The 21,786-nt window shown below is 53.2% G+C and carries 10 protein-coding genes, 8 tRNA genes and 5 pseudogenes; 22 read left to right on the forward strand and 1 reads right to left on the reverse strand.

From position 1 onward, the window contains the following. The first annotated feature begins 46 nt into the window (after nt 1-46). The gene (gene rpoS / locus ABDK09_10030; GenBank protein XAW89910.1) at nt 47-1,042 is read left to right on the forward strand and encodes an RNA polymerase sigma factor RpoS; all 996 of its coding nucleotides are present in this window, start codon (nt 47-49) and stop codon (nt 1,040-1,042) included. A gap of 175 nt (nt 1,043-1,217) precedes the next feature. Here the strand turns inward: rpoS and mutS are convergent. Further along, a pseudogene (gene mutS / locus ABDK09_10035) lies at nt 1,218-3,753 on the reverse strand (DNA mismatch repair protein MutS). A 113-nt stretch (nt 3,754-3,866) separates the two neighbouring features. Here mutS and pncC point away from each other — a divergent pair. The 21 genes and pseudogenes from pncC to gshA all read left to right on the forward strand — a co-directional run bounded on the left by pncC (nt 3,867) and on the right by gshA (nt 21,784). Next, nucleotides 3,867-4,355 carry a nicotinamide-nucleotide amidase gene (gene pncC, locus ABDK09_10040; GenBank protein ID XAW89911.1) on the forward strand — a complete coding sequence of 163 codons (489 nt, stop codon included), beginning with the start codon at nt 3,867-3,869 and terminating at the stop codon, nt 4,353-4,355. A gap of 171 nt (nt 4,356-4,526) precedes the next feature. After that, nucleotides 4,527-5,576 (forward strand): recombinase RecA, encoded by a 1,050-nt coding sequence (gene recA, locus ABDK09_10045; GenBank protein XAW89912.1) that lies wholly within the window; start codon nt 4,527-4,529, stop codon nt 5,574-5,576. 131 nt (nt 5,577-5,707) lie between these two features. After that, complete coding sequence (gene recX, locus ABDK09_10050; GenBank protein XAW89913.1) at nt 5,708-6,166, forward strand: recombination regulator RecX; 459 nt, start codon at nt 5,708-5,710, stop codon at nt 6,164-6,166. A gap of 184 nt (nt 6,167-6,350) precedes the next feature. Then, nucleotides 6,351-8,934, forward strand: a pseudogene (gene alaS, locus ABDK09_10055) (alanine--tRNA ligase). Between the two features lie 219 nt (nt 8,935-9,153). Next, nucleotides 9,154-10,342 (forward strand): annotated as a pseudogene (locus ABDK09_10060) (aspartate kinase). 92 nt (nt 10,343-10,434) lie between these two features. Continuing rightward, nucleotides 10,435-10,632: a carbon storage regulator CsrA gene (csrA, locus tag ABDK09_10065; protein XAW89914.1), complete on the forward strand. Its 198-nt coding sequence runs from the start codon at nt 10,435-10,437 to the stop codon at nt 10,630-10,632. Nucleotides 10,633-10,827: 195 nt separating this feature from the next. Further along, nucleotides 10,828-10,920, forward strand: a tRNA-Ser gene (locus ABDK09_10070). A gap of 39 nt (nt 10,921-10,959) precedes the next feature. Beyond that, nucleotides 10,960-11,036: transfer RNA gene (locus ABDK09_10075), tRNA-Arg, on the forward strand. A gap of 58 nt (nt 11,037-11,094) precedes the next feature. Then, a tRNA-Ser gene (locus ABDK09_10080) sits at nt 11,095-11,187 on the forward strand. 89 nt (nt 11,188-11,276) lie between these two features. Continuing rightward, nucleotides 11,277-11,353 (forward strand) — tRNA-Arg (locus ABDK09_10085). Between the two features lie 72 nt (nt 11,354-11,425). Then, nucleotides 11,426-11,502, forward strand: a tRNA-Arg gene (locus ABDK09_10090). A gap of 132 nt (nt 11,503-11,634) precedes the next feature. After that, nucleotides 11,635-11,711: transfer RNA gene (locus ABDK09_10095), tRNA-Arg, on the forward strand. 73 nt (nt 11,712-11,784) lie between these two features. Beyond that, nucleotides 11,785-11,861 (forward strand) — tRNA-Arg (locus ABDK09_10100). A gap of 131 nt (nt 11,862-11,992) precedes the next feature. Continuing rightward, nucleotides 11,993-12,069, forward strand: a tRNA-Arg gene (locus ABDK09_10105). Nucleotides 12,070-12,438: 369 nt separating this feature from the next. Beyond that, nucleotides 12,439-12,696: an oxaloacetate decarboxylase subunit gamma gene (locus ABDK09_10110; GenBank protein XAW90716.1), complete on the forward strand. Its 258-nt coding sequence runs from the start codon at nt 12,439-12,441 to the stop codon at nt 12,694-12,696. A gap of 26 nt (nt 12,697-12,722) precedes the next feature. Then, nucleotides 12,723-14,505: pseudogene (gene oadA, locus ABDK09_10115) on the forward strand (sodium-extruding oxaloacetate decarboxylase subunit alpha). A 9-nt stretch (nt 14,506-14,514) separates the two neighbouring features. Continuing rightward, nucleotides 14,515-15,645: a sodium ion-translocating decarboxylase subunit beta gene (locus ABDK09_10120; GenBank protein ID XAW89915.1), complete on the forward strand. Its 1,131-nt coding sequence runs from the start codon at nt 14,515-14,517 to the stop codon at nt 15,643-15,645. Nucleotides 15,646-15,789: 144 nt separating this feature from the next. Beyond that, nucleotides 15,790-16,740: an NADP-dependent oxidoreductase gene (locus ABDK09_10125; GenBank protein XAW89916.1), complete on the forward strand. Its 951-nt coding sequence runs from the start codon at nt 15,790-15,792 to the stop codon at nt 16,738-16,740. After that, nucleotides 16,734-17,195 carry a YqaA family protein gene (locus tag ABDK09_10130; protein XAW89917.1) on the forward strand — a complete coding sequence of 154 codons (462 nt, stop codon included), beginning with the start codon at nt 16,734-16,736 and terminating at the stop codon, nt 17,193-17,195. The genes ABDK09_10125 and ABDK09_10130 overlap by 7 nt, the downstream gene beginning before the upstream one ends. A 9-nt stretch (nt 17,196-17,204) precedes the next feature. Then, nucleotides 17,205-20,062: pseudogene (locus ABDK09_10135) on the forward strand (pitrilysin family protein). A 156-nt stretch (nt 20,063-20,218) separates the two neighbouring features. Next, entirely contained in the window at nt 20,219-21,784 is a 1,566-nt protein-coding gene (gshA, locus tag ABDK09_10140) for a glutamate--cysteine ligase (protein ID XAW89918.1), read from the forward strand. Nucleotides 21,785-21,786 lie beyond the last annotated feature (2 nt).

The following is a 21,786-nucleotide window of genomic DNA, read 5'->3' on the forward strand; positions in this document are numbered from 1 at the left end:
ACATTAAGCAGTAGTAATGTCTTGCTAGCTCGCCAGGGGAGGCGCTATGAGTATCAGCAATACAGCCACTAAAATCGACGAAGAGTTTGAATTCGATGCCGAAGCAATGAATGCCGCGGAAGCAGAAGAGCAACTCACTACTAACAGTAAAGACCAATCTGAAGAGATTCGTGAAGAATTTGACGCATCGACTAAGAGTTTGGATGCCACTCAGATGTATCTGAGTGAGATTGGTTTCTCACCACTTTTAACCGCCGAAGAAGAAGTTTTGTATGCCCGTCGTGCTCTGCGCGGCGATGAAGCGGCACGCAAACGTATGATCGAAAGTAACCTTCGCCTGGTGGTCAAGATCTCACGCCGTTACAGCAATCGTGGTCTGGCTCTGCTCGATCTGATTGAAGAAGGCAATCTGGGTCTGATCCGTGCGGTGGAAAAATTTGATCCGGAACGCGGCTTCCGCTTCTCGACCTACGCCACCTGGTGGATCCGCCAGACCATTGAACGTGCGTTGATGAACCAGACCCGGACCATTCGTCTGCCGATTCACGTCGTCAAAGAGCTCAATATCTACCTGCGTACTGCGCGTGAACTGTCGCAAAAGCTCGATCACGAGCCAACTGCAGAAGAGATCGCACTGGAGCTGGATAAGCCGGTTGATGATGTCAGCAAAATGCTGCGCCTCAACGAGCGTATCAGCTCAGTCGATACCCCGATTGGCGGTGATGGTGATAAAGCGTTGCTCGACATTATTCCGGACATCAACAACTCGGATCCGGAAGTCTCGACTCAGGACGATGACATTCGTGACTCTCTGGTTGCCTGGCTGGATGAACTGAATCCGAAACAGAAAGAAGTGCTGGCGCGCCGGTTTGGCCTGCTCGGTTATGAACCTTCTACGCTGGAAGAAGTCGGTCGCGAAATCAACCTGACCCGCGAGCGGGTACGTCAGATTCAGGTCGAAGGTCTGCGTCGTCTGCGTGAAATCCTGATGAAACAGGGTCTGAATATGGAATCGCTGTTTAACGTGGAAAACGAACAATAATCCGTGATCGTTAGAGGTTCAGTTTATTGATATTGTTCATTACTGCGCAGTTTGAATATGAAAAAGGCACTCAGTGAGTGCCTTTTTTGATCTTACTGAATGTTTGATCTTACTGGTTTTTTCAACTTACGCAGTTACTCAACTTACAGAAAATAAGCGCTCATGCTCGCAAGGCTCAGAGCATTTTCTTCAGGCGATACAACGCTTCCAGTGCCTGACGCGGGGTCAGATCATCCGGGTCGATACCGGCCAGCGCCTGTTCCACTTCGCTTGGCTCCGGGATCAGACTAAGCTGATTGGTGATATCCACCTGACTTGGACGGCTGCTCGGTTGCTGCAGGCTAAGCTGCTCCAGCTGGCTCAGTTTGCTGCGCGCGTTTTTGATCACCGCTTTCGGTACGCCCGCCAGTCCGGCTACGGCCAGACCATACGACTTGCTGGCCGCACCTTCCTGCACCGCGTGCATAAAGGCAATGTCATCGCCGTGCTCAACCGCATCTAAATGAACATTGGCCAGATGCGGCAGGGTGTTCGGCAGCTCGGTCAGCTCAAAGTAGTGGGTCGCAAACAGCGTCATAGCGCCAATCTGTTTGGCCAGCCATTCCGCACTGGCCCAGGCCAGAGACAGACCATCATAGGTACTGGTGCCGCGGCCGATTTCGTCCATCAGCACCAGGCTGCGGGCGGTGGCATTGTGGAGAATATTGGCGGTTTCGGTCATCTCAACCATGAAGGTCGAGCGGCCGGACGCCAGATCGTCAGACGCGCCGATACGGGTGAAAATGCGATCCAGCGAGCCGATACGGGCCGACTCGGCCGGGACATAGGCACCGATGTGCGCCAGCAGGGCAATCAAAGCGGTCTGGCGCATATAAGTCGATTTACCGCCCATGTTCGGACCGGTAATGATCAGCATTTTACGCTGCGGATTGAGCTCTATCGGGTTGGCGATAAAAGGTTCGTCCAGCACCTGCTCGACCACCGGGTGGCGACCGCCCTGGATATGGATACCCGGCTCTTCGCTCAGTTGCGGACGGCAGTAATCGAGGCTTTCCGCCCGTTCGGCCAGGTTTTGCAGTACATCCAGCTGGGACAGCGCCGAAGCCAGGTTTTGCATCTGCTCAAGTTGTGGCAGCAGCAGATCAAACAGTTGCTCCCACAGCTGTTTTTCCAGCGCCAGTGCTTTGGATTTGGAATTGAGTACCTTGTCTTCGTGCTGTTTCAGTTCCGGAATAATGTAGCGTTCGGCATTTTTCAGTGTCTGGCGACGCACATAGTGCGGCGGCACCAGGTGGCTCTGGCCGCGGCTGACCTGAATATAAAAGCCATGCACATTGTTATAGCCGACTTTGAGCGTGTCGATGCCGTGGCGATCGCGCTCTTCTGCTTCCAGTTTGTCGAGGTATTCGGTTGCACCGTTGGCCAGATCGCGCCATTCGTCCAGCTCGGCACTGTAGCCGTCGGCAATCACGCCGCCATCGCGGATCACCACCGGCGGGTTGTCCTTGATCGACTGCTCAAGCAGCTCACACAGTTCATCAAGAGGCTGGGCGAACTCACGCAGTTTGCCAAGATAGTCGCCTTCAAGCGGCTGCAATACGTCACTCAGTTCCGGCAGTTGCTGCAGCGCGTTGCGCAGGCGGGCCAGATCGCGCGGCCGGGCCGAGCGCAGAGCGAGACGGGCCAGAATACGTTCGATATCACCTATCTGTTTCAGGACCGGATAGAGATCGGCAAACAGGCCCTGCTGTTTGATTTCACCAATCGCATCCAGACGCTGATTGAGGGTATCCAGGCTACGCATCGGCTGGTGGATCCAGCGTTTCAGCATCCGGCTGCCCATCGGCGTGGCACAGTGATCAAGCACTTCGGCTAAAGTGTTGTCGCTGCCGCCGGCCAGATTCTGGGTCAGTTCCAGGTTACGCCGGGTCGCTGCATCGAGGATCACTGAGTGATCCTGACGGTCAAAAGTCAGTGAGCGGATATGCGGCAGGGCGGTGCGTTGCGTGTCTTTAACGTACTGAATCAGACAGCCGGCAGCGCACAGGCCCAGCTTGGCCTGCTCGACGCCGAAACCGACCAGGTCACGGGTGCCGAACTGCTGGTTGAGCTGCTGCTTGGCGGTGTCGAGTTCAAACTCCCACACCGGGCGGCGGCGGTTACCCTGACGGCTGGCCATCAAATGTACTGGTTCGAAATCTTCCGGAAACAGCAGCTCGCGCGGCGCGGTGCGCTGCAGTTTCAGCCGCCATAGCTTCTTCCGACTCCGGCTCACATAGCTGGAAGCGACCTGAGGTAATGTCCAGCGTGGCGTAACCAAAGCGGCCATTATGGTAGTAAATCGCCGCGATCAGGTTATCAACCCGCTCCGAGAGCAGGGCTTCGTCGGTCACCGTGCCCGGCGTGACGATACGCACCACTTTACGTTCGACCGGGCCTTTGCTGGTGGCCGGGTCGCCTATTTGTTCACAAATGGCCACCGATTCGCCGAGCTGAACCAGTTTGGCCAGATACCCTTCCACGGCATGAAATGGCACTCCGGCCATCGGGATCGGCTCACCGGCCGACGCGCCGCGTTTGGTCAGGGAAATATCCAGCAGGTGCGAGGCACGTTTGGCATCGTCATAGAACAGTTCATAAAAGTCGCCCATCCGGTAAAACAGCAAAATATCCGGATTCTCCGCTTTGAGTTTGAGATATTGCTGCATCATGGGCGTATGTTTTTGCTCGGCAGTCACGGGTTACTTCTTTTGTTTGTGGACATAGCGGCTTAGGATACGTGAATCCCTATCGAGCGAAAAGACACAACAAGAGGTTTTTGGGCATGGAATTGCAGCAACGATTAAGTGAACAGGTGGGCGAGTTATTGCTCGCACGGCAGCAGGTGCTGGTGACGGCAGAATCTTGTACCGGTGGTGGTGTGGCCGCCGCGGTGACGGATATTGCCGGCAGCTCGGCCTGGTTTGACCGCGCCTTTGTCACCTACAGCAACGAGGCTAAGCAGGAGATGATTGGCGTGCGTGCAGCAACGCTGGCAGAACACGGTGCGGCGTCTGAGCCGGTGGTGATTGAGATGGCGCAGGGCGCACTGGCTCACTCCAACGGCACCATCGCGGTGTCGATCAGCGGTATCGCCGGACCCGGTGGCGGCAGCGAAGAAAAACCGGTCGGCATGGTCTGTTTTGCCTGGGCAGACAAGCAGGGCTGGCTGCAGGTTGAGACGCAGTTTTTTGCCGGCGATCGGCAAACAGTGCGTCAGTTAGCGGTGCATCATGCCCTGGCCGGGGTGGCAAACCATTTATCAGTAAGTTAGTTTGAAGTTTGTCGGGTTGCTGCAAGTTTTTTCTATACAGGGGTGGACACTGTATGAATCAACAGTATAATGAGCAACATTATGACAGCTTATGTCGAAGCAAATTTTACGCATTCACGTATCACTATTGATAGCCTCACCATGAGCAGTAGTGACAGTCTGGAGAGAGTAATGGACGAGAACAAACAGAAGGCTCTGGCCGCAGCCCTGGGTCAAATTGAAAAGCAATTCGGTAAAGGTTCCATCATGCGTCTGGGTGATAACCGCACCATGGATGTTGAAACCATTTCTACTGGTTCACTTTCTCTGGATATCGCTCTGGGTGCCGGTGGCCTGCCAATGGGTCGTATCGTAGAAGTTTACGGTCCTGAATCTTCAGGTAAAACCACCCTGACTCTGGAACTGATTGCGGCTGCGCAGCGTGAAGGTAAAACCTGTGCCTTTATCGATGCTGAGCACGCGCTGGATCCTGTGTACGCCAAGAAGCTGGGCGTAGATATCGACGCATTGCTGGTGTCTCAGCCGGATACCGGTGAACAGGCGCTGGAAATCTGTGATGCGCTGGCTCGTTCAGGTGCGATTGACGTGATGGTTGTCGACTCGGTTGCGGCACTGACTCCGAAAGCGGAAATCGAAGGTGAGATGGGTGACAGCCACATGGGCCTGCAGGCACGTATGCTGTCACAGGCGATGCGTAAGCTGACCGGTAACCTGAAACAGTCGAACTGTATGTGTATCTTCATCAACCAGATTCGTATGAAAATTGGTGTGATGTTCGGTAACCCGGAAACCACGACAGGTGGTAACGCGCTGAAGTTCTACGCGTCAGTCCGTCTCGATATCCGTCGTACCGGTTCGATTAAAGAAGGCGACGAAGTGGTCGGTAACGAAACCCGTATCAAAGTGGTTAAGAACAAGATCGCGGCACCATTTAAAGAAGCGAACACTCAGATCATGTACGGTCAGGGCTTTAACCGCGAAGGTGAGCTGGTTGACCTGGGCGTGAAACACAAGCTGGTGGAAAAAGCCGGTGCATGGTATAGCTACAATGGCGATAAAATTGGCCAGGGTAAAGCAAACGCGTGTAAGTACCTGCGTGAGAACACCCATATCGCTAAAGAACTGGATACTAAACTGCGTGAAATGCTGCTGAACCCGACTCAGGTTCCAGCCGATGAGCCAGAATTTGGCGCAGTGCCAGAGCAAGAAGAAGAGTTGTAATCACTCGGGTTGTCATTACAATCGAATGTGATGATCATCCATTGACGAATAAAGCCTCGCCTGTGCGGGGCTTTTTGTATTGTGGCGTGCTCAGCCACGCTAAGCTTAATTCATGTGATTAAGGAGCGATTATGTTTGGTAAATCTTCCCCGCGCAGTTGTCAGGAGAGTGCGCTGGCGCTGTTGTCGCGCCGTGATCACGGTGAACATGAACTGGGGCAGAAACTGCAACAAAAGGGCTACCCCGAGCAGGAGATCGCTCAAGCGATTGCATTTTGTCTTGAGCACCGCTTTCTCGATGATCTGCGCTTTGCTCACAGTCAGGTACGCCAGCACATCAGTAAAGGCCATGGTGAGCGGCGCATTCGTCAGGAGCTGCAGCAAAAAAGGGTCAACACTGACCTGATTGATCAGGCGCTGGCGGAAGAGGGCACCGACTGGTTTGAACTGGCCAGACAGACGGCGCAGAAAAAATTCAGCGACCTGCGCGGGCGTGATGCCAAAGAGTACGCCAAGCGAGTGCGTTTTCTGCAATACTGCGGCTTCAGCTTCGATCAGATTCAGTATGCTCTCAGTGACGAGACCGAATAATCTCGCTGATAGCGTCTCACCGGGCGGACTATCTGTTGCTGTGCTGCGACGGACAAATTTAACCTTCTGACATTGGGTTAAAATTCAATTCATTTTCTTCTTTTCTTGAAGAAAACTAGGCGAAGTCTTATCCATGCTTTACAATAGCGCAAAATTCTAACTTGAGTATTTCAGGAAGAGCTGCATGTACATGAGCACGGATGAGGTTCGCCGCGCGTTCCTCTCATTCTTTGAAAGTAAAGGCCACCAAATTGTCGAGAGTTCATCTCTGGTGCCTGATAATGACCCGACCCTGCTGTTCACTAACGCAGGTATGAACCAGTTTAAAGATTGTTTCCTTGGCTTGGAGAAGCGTGGATACACCCGAGCGGCTACCGCGCAACGCTGTGTGCGTGCCGGCGGTAAGCACAACGATCTGGAAAACGTGGGCTTCACCGCACGTCACCACACATTCTTCGAAATGTTAGGTAACTTCAGCTTTGGTGACTACTTCAAAGAAGATGCGATTAAGTTTGCATGGGAGTTTCTGACTGATGTACTGAAACTGCCAAAAGACCGCCTGCTGGTTACGGTTTACCAAACCGATGATGAAGCGTTTGATATCTGGAACAAACAAGTGGGTGTTCCGGCGGATCGTATTGTGCGCATCGGCGATAAGCCTGGCGGCAAAGCGTACGAGTCTGACAACTTCTGGCAGATGGGTGACACCGGCCCTTGTGGTCCGTGTACCGAAATTTTCTACGATCACGGTGATCACATCTGGGGCGGCCGTCCGGGCACACCAGAAGAAGACGGTGACCGTTTCATCGAAATCTGGAACAACGTTTTCATGCAGTTCAACCGTCACGCTGACGGCACTATGGAACCGCTGCCAAAACCATCGGTAGATACCGGTATGGGTATCGAGCGTATCTCTGCCATTATGCAGGGCGTACACTCTAACTACGAAATCGATGTATTCCAGACGCTGATTAAAGCAACTGCAGAAGTGATTGGTTACGACGACCTGTCTAACCAGTCACTGCGCGTTGTGGCAGACCACATCCGTTCTTGTGCGTTCCTGATTGTGGATGGCGTGATGCCGTCGAACGAAGGCCGTGGCTATGTACTGCGTCGTATCATTCGTCGTGCAGTACGTCATGGTAACAAGCTGGGTGCACAGGGTTCTTTCTTCCACAAACTGGTTGGCCCTCTGGCGGACATCATGGGCACAGCCGGTGATATTCTGAAGAACCAACAGGCTATCGTGGAAAAAGTCCTGCGCATCGAAGAAGAAAACTTCGGCCGCACTCTGGATCGCGGTATGTCACTGCTGAATGAAGCCCTGGACAACCTGCAAGGTAACGAGCTGGACGGAGAGACTGTCTTCAAACTGTACGATACTTACGGTTTCCCGGCTGACCTGACCAACGACGTGGCACGTGAGCGTGGTTTCATCATTGATGAAGCGGGCTTTGAAGCGGCGATGGAAGAGCAACGTCAGCGTGCGCGCGAAGCGGGTAACTTTGGTGCTGACTACAACTCAATGATCAAAGTGGACGGCAAAACTGAATTCTGTGGTTACGGCGCGACAGCCGGTCAAAGCCGCATCAGCAAGCTGTTTGTCGAAGGCAATGAAGTTTCTTCACTGTCGGCAGGCGATCAGGCGATCATCATTCTGGATGAGACGCCGTTTCTACGCCGAATCAGGTGGTCAGTGCGGTGATACCGGTACGATCAAAACTGAATCTGGTGTTTTCCAGGTCGAAGATACCCAGAAGCTGGGTAACGCGATTGCCCATTACGGTGTGTTGGCGGAAGGCGTATTTGCTGAAGGCGACAGCGTGACCACGGATGTGGATGCGAAGCGTCGTAAAGCGATTTCACTTAACCACTCAGCGACTCACCTGATGCACGAAGCTCTGCGCCGTATCCTGGGCGAGCACGTGATGCAGAAAGGCTCGCTGGTGCGTGCTGAAGCGCTGCGTTTTGACTTCTCTCATCTGGAAGCGGTCAGCGCTGAAGAGCTGAAAGAAGTTGAGCGTATGGTGAACGAACAGGTGCGTCGTAACCACCCGATCGAAACCAACATCATGGATGTGGAATCGGCAAAAGCGAAAGGTGCGATGGCACTGTTTGGTGAGAAATACGAAGAGATGGTACGCGTACTGTCGATGGGTGATTTCTCTACTGAACTGTGTGGTGGTATCCACGCCAATAGCACCGGTGATATCGGTCTGTTCAAGATCATCTCGGAAAGCGGGATTGCAGCCGGTGTGCGTCGTATCGAAGCAGTGACTGGTGAAGCGGCGCTGGATTACCTGGACGAGCAACAGGCTCAGTACCAGCAGAAAATGAACGAGATGGCGTCAAAAGCCAAGACTCTGGAAAAAGAGATCAATCAGCTGAAAGACAAACTGGCAGCGAAAGAAAGTGCCAACCTGACCAGCAATGTCAAAGAGATTGCCGGCGTGAAGGTACTGGTTGCTCAGTTGGATGGCGCGGATAACAAAGCGCTGCGCGGTATGGTTGATGAACTGAAAAACCAGATGGGCAGCGGCATCATCATGCTGGGTAACGTGGCTGACGATAAAGTGGGCCTGATTGCCGGTGTGACAAAAGATCTGACGGCTAAAGTGAAAGCCGGTGAGCTGGTCAACATGGTGGCCCAGCAAGTCGGTGGTAAAGGCGGTGGTCGTCCTGATATGGCTCAGGCGGGTGGCAGCGATGCAGCAGCATTGCCGGCAGCGCTTGCGTCAGTAGATGCCTGGATTTCCGAGCGTCTGTAACGATCAAATCGTTATTCATTGAAAATTAAAGACACTCAATCAGCGTTTTGTTGATTGAGTGTAACTTTATCTGGTCAACCAAGTGGTTTAATTGGCTTTAGCAACAGCGGGCTGATTAGCCGCTTGGTTTTGTTTTTTTATTGTGACCAAACTGATATTCAACTGATTGTTGACGGGTTTGGTCTTAATGAGACTTCGGTCCTGGGAAGGTGAATACTGGTGAAAAAGCCCATTATCGTGCAAAAGTTTGGTGGCACTTCAGTTGGTTCAATTGAAAACATGCACTTAGTCGCCAAGCACATCATCAAAGCGAAAGATGATGGTAATCAAGTTGTGGTAGTTGTTTCTGCTATGTCGGGTGAAACCAACCGTCTGCTGGGCCTGGCCCATCAGGTGGACAGTGTTCCGACCGCAAGAGAACTTGATGTTTTGCTCTCTGCCGGTGAGCAGGTATCTATGGCATTGGTAGCGATGACCCTGAATAAACTGGGTTATGCGGCGCGCTCGTTAACGGGCGGTCAGGCAAATATCGTCACCGATAATCAGCATAATGATGCGACGATTAAAGCCATTGATACTCAGGCGATAACGGACCTGCTGGAGCAGGATCAAATCGTTATCGTAGCCGGATTCCAGGGTGTTAATGAGAATGGGGATATCACCACGTTAGGCCGCGGCGGTTCTGATACCAGTGCGGTGACGTTGGCGGGAGCCTTAAAGGCGGATGAGTGTCAGATCTTTACTGATGTTGACGGGGTATATACCTGCGATCCGCGTGTGGTTCCTGGCGCGAAAAAGCTGGATGTGATTGATTTTCCTTCAATGGAAGAGATGGCTCGTAAAGGAGCTAAGGTCCTGCACCTGCCATGCGTTCGTTTCGCATGGAAAAACCAGGTCCCGCTGCGCGTTTCTGTCGACCTTTGATGTGAATGCCGGCAGCCTGATTAAAGGCGAAACCGGTACTCAGCCAATCTGCGGCCTGGCGCTGCAGCGTGATTTGGCGTTGGTCAGCGTTGACCATGACTCACTTGCCGCGTTGACAGCACAATGTCAGATGCTGGGAATTGAAGTGTGGAATGTGATCGAAAAGGCAGAATGGGCGGGTGTTGTGATAAAACATGACGCTTGTGCTAAGTTGGATCTGGTGTTCAGCAATAAAATCCGTAATAGTGAGCAGGTAAGCTTACTGACCAAGGTTGGTTTGCAAGCACCAGAACTGAAGGAACAGTGTTGTGCATTGTTGGCGGCAAATAATATTGAGGTTGATCACGTTTCAACCACTTCACAATCATTAATGTTAATGCTTTCGCCGCAAAATGTTGATAAAGCAGCAAATATTTTACATGAAGCTTATATTGATTCGCAGCTTTTCGTCGCAGTTGAAGCTAAACATGCCTTTTCGGGATGATTAGTCTGCATTAGAGAGTTTACGTAAATATAACTTTTAGTGGATAATAAAAGCGTTGCAAGAGAATACAGAGATCACTCAAGGAGCAAATAATGCTAATTTTGACTCGCCGTGTTGGCGAAACCCTCATGATCGGTGACGAAGTGACAGTGACTGTGCTGGGCGTTAAAGGTAACCAGGTACGTATCGGTGTGAATGCTCCAAAAGAAGTATCGGTACACCGTGAAGAAATCTACATGCGCATTCAAGCGGAAAAGGGTAATGGTAACGTTGCATCAGGCAACTACTGATTATCAGAGAAAGGCCGGCAATTTTGCCGGCCTTTTTTGTCCTGTTTTTTATCGGAATAGGGGGATTTGAATGGCTAAAGTTCAAATTCTCGGCGCTTTGGTTAAATAGCCAACGCTTAAGCAGTTTTTTATTATTTTTGCCAAGAAAGTGTTTGACATATTTTTGGTAAAACGTAATATGAGCCCCCGCAAGACGGTGAGGTGGCCGAGAGGCCGAAGGCGCTCCCCTGCTAAGGGAGTATGCGGTTTGTAGCCGCATCGAGGGTTCGAATCCCTCCCTCACCGCCATTCTTGCGACGCTTAATTTTAGCATGTTAAGTGAAATGCGCGTCCGTAGCTCAGCTGGATAGAGTACCTGGCTACGAACCAGGCGGTCAGAGGTTCGAATCCTCTCGGACGCGCCATATTCCTTCGGGAATATGCAAGGTTCTCTTGGAACATAAGTTCTTTGAGAAGAAAAGTGGTGAGGTGGCCGAGAGGCCGAAGGCGCTCCCCTGCTAAGGGAGTATGCGGTTTGTAGCCGCATCGAGGGTTCGAATCCCTCCCTCACCGCCATTTCTTGACCTTTGGTCAATTTTTTATTCCAAAAGAATAAAAACGTGATATAGTTCACACCTCAAAACGTGATGCAATTCACACACTGCGCGCTCGTAGCTCAGCTGGATAGAGTACCTGGCTACGAACCAGGCGGTCAGAGGTTCGAATCCTCTCGAGCGCGCCACTATTTTTAAGCTTCTGATTTATCAGGAGTCGATTGCAGAAGCGAGTCTTCTCCTGCTACAGTCAAGCCTGCGCGTCCGTAGCTCAGCTGGATAGAGTACCTGGCTACGAACCAGGCGGTCAGAGGTTCGAATCCTCTCGGACGCGCCACTTTTCAGTTTGAGAAGTTACTCAGGTTTTATCCTGAATGGCTTTTTGAACCGAACTTCTGGTTACAGAAGTATTGGGAAGGGTATTGCCCTGTTTATCTTCGGTTTATCCGCCATTGATAACAAAAATTGCGCGCTCGTAGCTCAGCTGGATAGAGTACCTGGCTACGAACCAGGCGGTCAGAGGTTCGAATCCTCTCGAGCGCGCCACTATTTTTAAGCTTTTGATTTATCAAAAGTCGATTGCAGAAGCGGGGTTTCTCGCTGCTACAGTCAAGCCTGCGCGTCCGTAGCTCAGCTGGATAGAGTACCTGGCTACGAACCAGGCGGTCAGAGGTTCGAATCCTCTCGGACGCGCCACTTTTCAGTTTGAGAAGTTACTCAGGTTTTATCCTGAACGGCTTTTTAAACCGAGCTTATGTTAAAGAAGCAATGTGAAGGGTACTGCCCTGTTTATCTTGGCTTTGTTTGCCATTGATAGCGAAAACTGCGCGCTCGTAGCTCAGCTGGATAGAGTACCTGGCTACGAACCAGGCGGTCAGAGGTTCGAATCCTCTCGAGCGCGCCACCTTTCTAAAGCCCTGCATTCGTGCAGGGCTTTTTTGTTTACATTCCATTAGCATTTTGTCTATTCTTTATTTACAACTCTTTGTTTTTACAAAGTTAGTTGCCACTTTATTAACTGCATCTCAATTTTCATTCCGATTGTTTACTAACCTCATCATATTCGGCACATAACTGAGCAAGTAAATCGCAGATTACATGACATTTTGTGATTTGTGTGACGAATCTTACGCTGATTTTGTGGCAAGCCTTAAAGAGTGGTGTGAACCAAATTGACAATTTTTCACCAAAATTGATAATCCTTGTTCACATATCGCTGCGTCTTTATACGCGTGCGGTATATGTTGTCAGGATGACACTGAAAGGAAGCAAAATGACAAATATTGGAAGCCTGCTAGTTGATGCGGCCACCCTGATGGTTACCGGGATGACGGTCGTATTTCTATTCCTCACCATTTTGGTTTATCTCGTTCGGTTAATGTCTAAATGGGTACCACAAGAAGTACCTCAGCCGATCGTATCCAAGTCCCCAGCGAAAAAAATGCAACCCGCCTCTGCTGCTGTCAGCCCTCAGGTTGTGGCTGCGATTTCCGCTGCTGTACACCAACACCGTACTTCAGCGGCGAAGTAGTCAGAATTTAAAAGGAGTTTATAAGCATGTCTAAACCACTCGCTATTACTGATGTGGTCCTTCGTGACGCACATCAATCCCTGTTCGCGACGCGTATGCGTATCGAGGATATGTTACCGATCGCTGCCGAACTGGACAAAGTGGGCTACTGGTCGCTGGAGACTTGGGGCGGAGCCACCTTCGATGCCTGTATCCGTTATCTGGGTGAAGATCCGTGGGAGCGTCTGCGCGTGCTGAAACAAGCGATGCCGAATACGCCGATGCAGATGCTGCTGCGCGGTCAGAACCTGCTTGGGTACCGTCACTACGCCGATGACGTGGTGGAAAAATTTGTTGAACGTGCCCATGCCAACGGCATGGATGTGTTCCGTATCTTTGATGCCATGAACGATGTGCGTAACTTCGAGAAGGCGGTGAAAGCTACTATCGATGTCGGCGGTCATGCCCAGGGCACCATGTCTTATACCACCAGTCCGGTGCATAACATCGAGACCTGGGTTGACCTGGCCAAGCGTCTGGAAGATCTCGGCTGTCACTCGTTGTGTATCAAAGATATGTCCGGTCTGCTTAAACCGTATGAAGCGGATGAACTGATCCGCCGTATCAAGGCCTCGTGTGATGTGCCGCTGGCGCTGCACTGCCATGCCACGACCGGTCTGTCGACCGCGACCGCGATTAAAGCGGTTGAAGCCGGTATCGATATTCTGGATACCGCGATCTCCTCAATGAGCCAGACTTACGGCCACACCCCGACTGAAACCGTGGTGGCGATGCTGGAAGGCACGGAGCGCGATACCCAACTGCAACTGGAAAAGCTTGAGCCAATCGCGGCTTACTTCCGTGAAGTACGCAAAAAATACGCTAAATTCGAAGGTCAGCTGAAAGGGGTCGATTCACGGATCCTGATTGCCCAGGTTTCCGGGCGGGATGCTGACCAATATGGAAAGCCAGCTCAAAGAGCAGGGCGCGTCTGATCGTATGGACGAAGTGCTGCAGGAGATCCCGCGTGTGCGTCAGGATCTTGGTTATATTCCGCTGGTGACACCAACCTCGCAGATCGTCGGCACTCAGTCGGTAATCAACGTGCTGACCGGTGAGCGCTACAAGAGCATCACTAAAGAAACTGCTGGTGTGCTGAAAGGCGAATACGGTGCGACGCCGGCCGAGGTAAACGCTGAGCTGCAAAACCGCGTGCTGGACGGTGCTGAACCGATTACCTGCCGCCCAGCTGATCTGCTCAGTGCGGAAATGGATAACCTGACCAGTGAGCTGCAGACCAAAGCGAAAGCTGAAGGCATCCGACTGGCGGATGAGCAGGTGGATGATGTACTGACTTACGCCTTGTTCCCGCAAGTTGGTTTCAAGTTCCTTACCAATCGCGGCAATCCTGCTGCCTTTGAGCCTGCGCCGGGTAGTGAGCCAGCACCTGCGGCGTCTGCATCTGCCCCTGCCGCATCTGGCGCTAAGATTGAAACGTACAGCGTGAAAGTGGACGGCCAGGTATACAACGTCGAAGTCGGGCCGCAGGGCCAGCTGACGTCGGTCTCTCCGGCAGCAGCACCGGCTGCTGCAGCGCCTGTCGTTGCGGCGCAGGATGCCGAATCGATTCCGGCACCGCTGGCCGGTAACATCTTCAAAATCAATGTCCATGCCGGCAGTGAAGTCTCCGAAGGTGATATTCTGGTGGTACTGGAAGCGATGAAGATGGAAACCGAAATTCGCGCAGCACGCGGCGGCGTGGTGCAGGAGCTGCTGGTCAAAGAGGGTGACTCTGTGACTGTCGGCGCACCTCTGCTCAGCCTGGCGTAAGGGAGAACCATGGACGGATTAATGACCCTGTGGCTGGAAACCGGCATTGCCAATTTCCAGTTTGGCCAGATCATCATGATTCTGGTCGGCTGCCTGCTGCTGTTTCTGGCGATCAGTAAAGGCTTTGAGCCTTTACTGCTGCTGCCGATTGGCTTCGGTGCGGTGCTGGCCAACATTCCTAACGCCGGCTTCACTGAGCCGGGCGGCCTGTTGTACTACGTCTACCATATCGGTATTGAGTCGGGCGTTTTCCCGCTGCTGATTTTTATGGGCGTCGGTGCGATGACCGACTTTGGCGCTTTGATTGCTAACCCGAAAACCCTATGGCTTGGTGCAGCGGCGCAGCTGGGCATCTTTGCTACGCTGTTCGGGGCGATCCTGCTCAACTATGTGCCGGGCATGGAGTTCACCATGGCCGATGCGTCGTCAATCGCGATCATCGGTGGTGCGGACGGCCCGACGGCGATTTTCCTCGCCAGCCAGCTGTCACCGGATCTGCTCGGTGCGATCGCAGTGGCGGCGTACAGCTACATGGCGCTGGTGCCGATTATTCAGCCGCCGATCATGAAAGCGCTGACCACGCCAGAGGAGCGTCAGATCAAAATGGCGCAGCTGCGTCATGTCGGTAAAGCGGAAAAGATCCTTTTCCCGCTGATGGTACTGCTGATGACCATTCTGTTCCTGCCGGCGGCGACGCCGCTGGTCGGCATGTTCTGTCTTGGTAACCTGATGCGTGAAGCGGGCGTGGTCGAGCGTTTGTCGAAAACGGCGCAGAATGAGCTGATCAACATAGTGACCATTTTCCTCGGCCTCGGTGTCGGCTCTAAACTGCAGGCAGATAAATTCCTCAATCTGGAAACGCTGGGTATCCTGGCGCTGGGTGCGGCGGCATTCAGTATTGGTACTGCCGGTGGCGTGCTGATGGCCAAGCTGCTCAACAAGTTTTCCAAAGAGGACATCAACCCGCTGATTGGCGCGGCTGGTGTATCGGCCGTGCCGATGGCAGCCCGGGTGGTCAACAAAGTCGGGCTGCAGGCTAATCCGCAGAACTTTTTGCTGATGCATGCCATGGGGCCGAACGTGGCCGGGGTACTGGGTTCGGCAGTTGCCGCGGGTGTGTTGCTGGCTCTGGTCGGTTAACTATCTGGTCGGTTAGCTATCTGGTCGGTTAACTAAAGGCCAAATTGCGAAGCCCGTATTCACGGTCGCAGATAATTTGGTATATATTCAAAGGGATGCTTCGGCATCCTTTTTTCATTTCGCCCACAGGCTCAAGGAAAGGACATGGACAACAAGCAGATTGTAATTACCCGATTTGGCGGGCCGGACGTGCTCGCCATTCAATCATCCGCGCTACCCGAGCCGCAGGCCGGTGAAGTGTTGGTCAAGGTCGCCTTTGCCGGCGTGAATCCGATTGACGTGAAAACCCGGGCCGGGCTGGGCTGGGCCGCGGCGCAGAATAAAGACAATCTGCCTTGGGTGCCGGGCTACGATATTTCCGGCTCAGTGGTCAAAGTCGGCGCAGGTGTCAGCGATTTGCAGCCGGGCGCGAATGTGGCGGGCTTTATCGGCTTTCCGCTGCGCGGCGGGGGTTACAGTCAGTATGTGTGTGTACCGCAAAGTGAACTGAGTGTGGTGCCGGATGCGGTCACACTCGAAGCAGCGGCGGTGCTGCCTTTGGCCGGACAGACAGCCGCTCAGGCGCTGAGCAAAGCCGAAGTCAAAGAGGGAGAGCGGGTGCTGATCCTGGCCGGGGCCGGCGGGGTCGGTCATCTGGCGGTGCAAATCGCCATTGCGGCCAAAGCCGAAGTGTATACCACCTGCAGTGAAGGTAATCTGGACTACCTCGCCACTTTGGGCGCGCATGCGATTAACTACAATTTCGAGCCGGTGTCCCAGCGTCTGCAGGATGTGGATGTGCTGATTGACCTGGTCGGCGGCGATGCGGCGCTCGATGCACTCAAATGTCTGAGCGATGACGCGCGGGTGGTTACTGTGCCGACCTTGAGCGCCGAGCTGATTTGTGAGAAGGCCAAACTGCTCGGCTTTAACGCCACCGGCATGCTGGTTGACCCCAATCCGCAGCAACTCGATACCATGCTGTATATGGTCAGTGTCGGCTTGCTGAAAACCGAAATTCAGCACGTTTATCCGTTGACTGAGGCCGCGCAGGCTCACATCCAGCTGGAGTCTGGTCACACCCGGGGCAAGGTCCTGCTTGATATGCAATGCTAGAGTGGGTTAACTCTGGCTTTACCCAACTGGTTACTCTGTTTTCTGATTCCGCTCTGTGGGTACTGTTTTGGGGCGGATTTCTCAGCGCGACTCTGCTGCCCGGCGGCTCCGAAGCCGCCGTGGTCGCGACCTTATCCCTTCCGCAATATTCGCCAATCATGATTGTTCTGGTGGCAACGCTGGGCAATACCCTGGGTGGTATGACAAACTACTGGCTTGGTTTGTGGCTGCCAAATCGAACTGATCAGGAAAAGCAGGGTCATAAAGCTTTAGCCTGGCTGCATAAACACGGTTACTGGGCTCTGCTGCTGAGCTGGTTACCGATTATCGGTGATCCGCTCTGTCTGGCGGCCGGCTGGCTTCGTATGCACTGGTTTTTGGTCGCCTTACTGATTCTGATTGGCAAAGCCGCACGTTATTCTCTGCTGGCTGCTGTTTTTTATGGTTTTTTCTAAGGATATGTCATGAGAAAAATCTGGATTGGTGTCGTTTCTCTTATCGCCATTTATGGCTGTACCTCAACGAAACACCCCGACATCGCTTTTCTCATCTCTGCCTTCCGGCGTCACCCTTGTTGAACAAGAGGATGCACAGCCGGGAAAAGTGATGATCCCTTATTCCAAGTACCGCCTGGCCAACGGCCTGACGGTGATTCTGTCGCCGGATCACTCCGATCCGCTGACCCATGTCGACGTGACTTACCATGTCGGTTCCGCGCGTGAAGTACCGGGTAAATCCGGCTTTGCCCATTTCTTTGAACATATGATGTTCCAGGGCTCCAAACATGTGGCGGATCAGGAGCATTTTCGTCTGATCACCGAAGCGGGTGGCTCGCTCAATGGGTCGACCAACCGCGATCGCACCAACTATTATGAGACCGTGCCGGCCAATCAGCTCGAGAAAGTGCTGTGGCTCGAATCGGACCGGATGGGCTTTTTGCTCGACGCCGTCTCGCAGCGTAAATTTGAGATTCAGCGTGACACAGTGAAAAACGAGCGCGCGCAGAACTACGACAACCGCCCGTATGGTTTGATCTGGGAAAAAATGGGTGAAGCCATGTATCCCAAAGACCACCCTTATTCGTGGCAGACGATTGGCTATGTTGAGGATCTCGACCGGGTTGATGTCAATGATCTCAAAGCCTTCTTCCTGCGCTGGTACGGTCCGAACAATGCGGTGCTGACCATTGGCGGGGATATCGATGTCAAACAAACGCTGCAGTGGGTGAATAAGTACTTTGGTTCTATCCCGCGTGGTCCGGAAGTGGATAAGGCGCCGAAACAGCCGGCGATTGTGCCGCAGGACCGTTATGTCACTATGCAGGATCGCATCCAGCAGCCGATGGTCGTCATTGGCTGGCCGACCAGCTACCGCGGCTCGGATGATCAGGCGTCACTGGATGCGCTGGCCAAGGTGCTGGGCGGCGGAACCAACGGCTTGCTGTACCAGAATCTGGTCAAAACCCAGAAAGCGGTCGACGCCGGTGCGTTCCAGGAGTGTGCTGAGCTGGCGTGTAACTTCTATGTTTACGCCATGGCGCCGTCCGGCGATAAGGCGCAGCTTAAACCGCTTTATCATGAGCTGATGCAGACGCTGCAGCAATTTGAACAGCAGGGTGTGCCGGAAGGTCGTCTTGAGCAGATCAACGGTATGGCGGAGGCCAATGCGGTGTTTGCGCTGGAAAGTGTCCAGGGCAAGGTGACTCAGCTCGCCAGCAATGAAACCTTCTATGGTAAGCCGGACCGGATTGAAACCCAGCTTGAGCAGTTGCGCGCGGTGTCGCCGCAATCGGTCAAGGATGTCTATCAGCGTTATCTTGATGGTCAACATAAAGTGACCCTGAGTGTGGTGCCGCGCGGTAAAACCGGGCTGGCGGTACAGAAAGACAACTTCACCCCTCCGGCGCGTGAGCTGCCTGAGTATCACAAAATCAGCGATGACGAGCTCAACTACCGCAAAGTTGATGACGACTTTGACCGTTCCGTGATGCCGCAAGTCGCAGAGGCGGTGCAGGCGCATATGCCGGCGCTGTATGAGATGTATTTTGATAACGGCGCGGAACTGCTTGGCACTGAAACCTCAGAAACCCCGACCGTGCTGGTCAAAATCAAACTGCCGGCCGGAGAGCGTCACGTGGTGCCGGGAAAAGAAGGCCTGGCGAACCTGACCGCGGCCATGCTGGAAGAAGGGTCCAGCGAGCGCAGTGTAGAGCAGATTCAGGCTGAACTGGATAAACTCGGGTCGCAGGTCAGCGTTAATGCCAATTCCTATGCGACCAGTATCGTGATTTCGAGCCTGAAGAAAAACCTGGCGCAAACGCTGGATGTGGTGTCGGAAGTGCTGTTCCATCCTGGTTTCCGCGCCGATGATTTTGCCCGCCTTAAGCAGCAGATGATTGAAGGTGTGGTCTACAAGCATCAGCAGCCGGGCTGGCTTGCGTCCCAGGCAACCCGTCAGGTGTTGTTTGGTGACTCGGTATTTGCCCGCACCAGTGACGGTACCAAGCAGTCGATTGCCGCGCTGACGCTGGATGATGTCAAAGATTTCTACCAGCAGCATTACACCCCGCAAGGCGCGCAGATTGTGGTGGTTGGCGATATCAGCAAACGCGAAGTGCGCCGCGATCTGCATTTCTTCGCCGACTGGAAAGGCGGGGTGTCGCCGCTGCTGCGTCCGCAGGTGATCCCGAAACTTAACGGCCAGAAAGTTTACCTGGTGGATAAACCGGGCGCACCGCAAAGTATCGTGCGTCTGGTGCGTCGCGGTCTGCCGTTTGACGCCACCGGTGAGCTGTACCGCAGCCAGCTGGCCAACTTTAACCTCGGCGGTAACTTTAACAGCCGGATTAACCAGAACCTGCGTGAAGACAAAGGGTACACCTATGGCGCGAACGGCTATTTCGCCAGCAACCGTGAAGTCGGTGCGATTGTCTACAATGCCCAGGTGCGTGCCGATTCAACCGTGCCGTCGATCATCGAAATGGAAAAAGAGATGAGCCGGTTTCAGCCAGCAAGGCATGACGGATAAAGAGCTGCAGTTTATGCGTCTGGCGGTGGGGCAGCAGGATGCGCTCAACTATGAAACTCCTTCACAGAAAGCGCAGCTGCTCAGCAGTATCCTGACCTACAATCTCGATCGCGATTATCTGCAGCAGCGTAATGAGATCGTGAAAGATATCGATAAATCGACTCTGGATGATTTGGCCGCCAAATGGTTCAATCCGGACGATTACCAGATCATTGTGGTCGGCGATGCAAAAACACTCAAACCTGAGCTGGAAAAGTTAACAATTCCCGTAGAAGAGCTTGAAATCATCCGCTAGAGTACACATTAAACAGGAGGCGAAGTTTACGCCTCCTGTTGCAAACATGGTGGATTACGGGCTACCTTATCGGTCCCGCGTATAATCGACGCTGTTTTGTGTTGCGGAGTTAGCTCAGCTTCATTTGGATTATCACACACATAAGCGAATCTCATTTTGACTAATTTTGCCGCGCGACTTGCCAAAGTCGCTCAACAACCTGAAGTGTTTCAACAGTTTGGCCGAGGCGTTGAACGTGAAACGCTGCGTTATACTCCGGATGGAGCTATCGCACAGACGCCTCATCCAAAAGCACTGGGTTCGGCACTGACCAACAACTGGATCACGACGGATTTCGCTGAGCCTTTGCTTGAGTTCATCACCCCGGTGTCTAACCAGGTGCCGACCCTGATGTCCCAACTGGCTGATATCCACCATTTTGCCCAGAGCAAAATGGGTGAAGAGAAGCTGTGGCCGATGTCGATGCCATGTTATGTCGGCAGTGAAGATGACATCGAGCTGGCGCAGTATGGTAGCTCCAACAGTGGCCGCATGAAGACACTTTACCGTACCGGTCTGAAACGCCGTTACGGCAGCCTGATGCAGATCATCTCAGGCGTACATTTTAATTTCTCGTTCCCGGATTCGTTCTGGGATGTGCTGTATGGTGAACAGGATGACGAGCAGCGTCAGGCGACCAAGTCCGATGCGTACTTTGCCGTGATCCGTAACTACTACCGCTTTGGCTGGCTGATCCCGTATTTCTTCGGCGCCTCTCCGGCCTTGTGCTCTTCTTTCCTGCGCGGCCGCGAAAGCAAACTGCCGTTTGAGAATATCGGTCAGACTCTGTATCTGCCGTATGCCACGTCGCTGCGTCTGAGCGATCTGGGTTACACCAACAATGCGCAGAGTGCGCTGAAAATTGGTTTCAACGGCATTGAGCAGTATCTGCAGGGCCTCAATCAGGCGATTCGCACGCCGTCGGACGAGTTTGCCAAGCTGGGCGTGAAAGTCGATGGTGAATACCGTCAGCTCAACAGCAATGTGCTGCAGATTGAGAACGAACTCTACGCGCCAATCCGTCCGAAACGGGTGGCGAAAAGCGGTGAGAAACCGTCCGAAGCGCTTGGTCGCGGCGGGGTGGAATACATCGAAGTGCGTTCACTGGACGTTAACCCGTTCAGCCCGGTGGGGATCACTGAGCAGCAGGTGCGTTTCCTCGATCTGTTCCTGACCTGGGCGGCATTGTCTGACTCTGACCCGATGGACGGCTGTGAGCTGGAATGCTGGCGCGATAACTGGAGCAAAGTGGTACTGGAAGGGCGCAAGCCTGGTCTGGAACTTCAGATCGGTTGTCACGGTGAAAAACTGTCACTGCAAAGCTGGGCGAAACGTGTGTTTGCCGATTTGGCGCAGATTGCTGAGCTGATGGATGCGGCGCAGGGTGGCAGTGCGTATCAGGATGTGTGTCGTGAGCTGCAAGGCTGGATCGAACATCCGGAGCGTACCTTGTCAGCGCAAATCCTGGAGATGACCAAACAGATGGGCGGCTTGGGTAAAACCGGCTGCGCGCTGGGGCTGAAGTACCGTCAGCACAACCTGGACCACCAATATGAAGTGTATTCACAGCAGGTGATGGAACAGGAAGTGGCGCGTTCGGTTGCGGCTCAGGCTGAGATTGAACAGCAGGATGAGCTCGACTTCGATGCCTTTCTGCAACACTACTTTGCCTACCTGAAATAGGC

Source organism: Vibrio sp. CDRSL-10 TSBA (assembly GCA_039696685.1).
Taxonomy (GTDB): Bacteria; Pseudomonadota; Gammaproteobacteria; order Enterobacterales; family Vibrionaceae; genus Vibrio.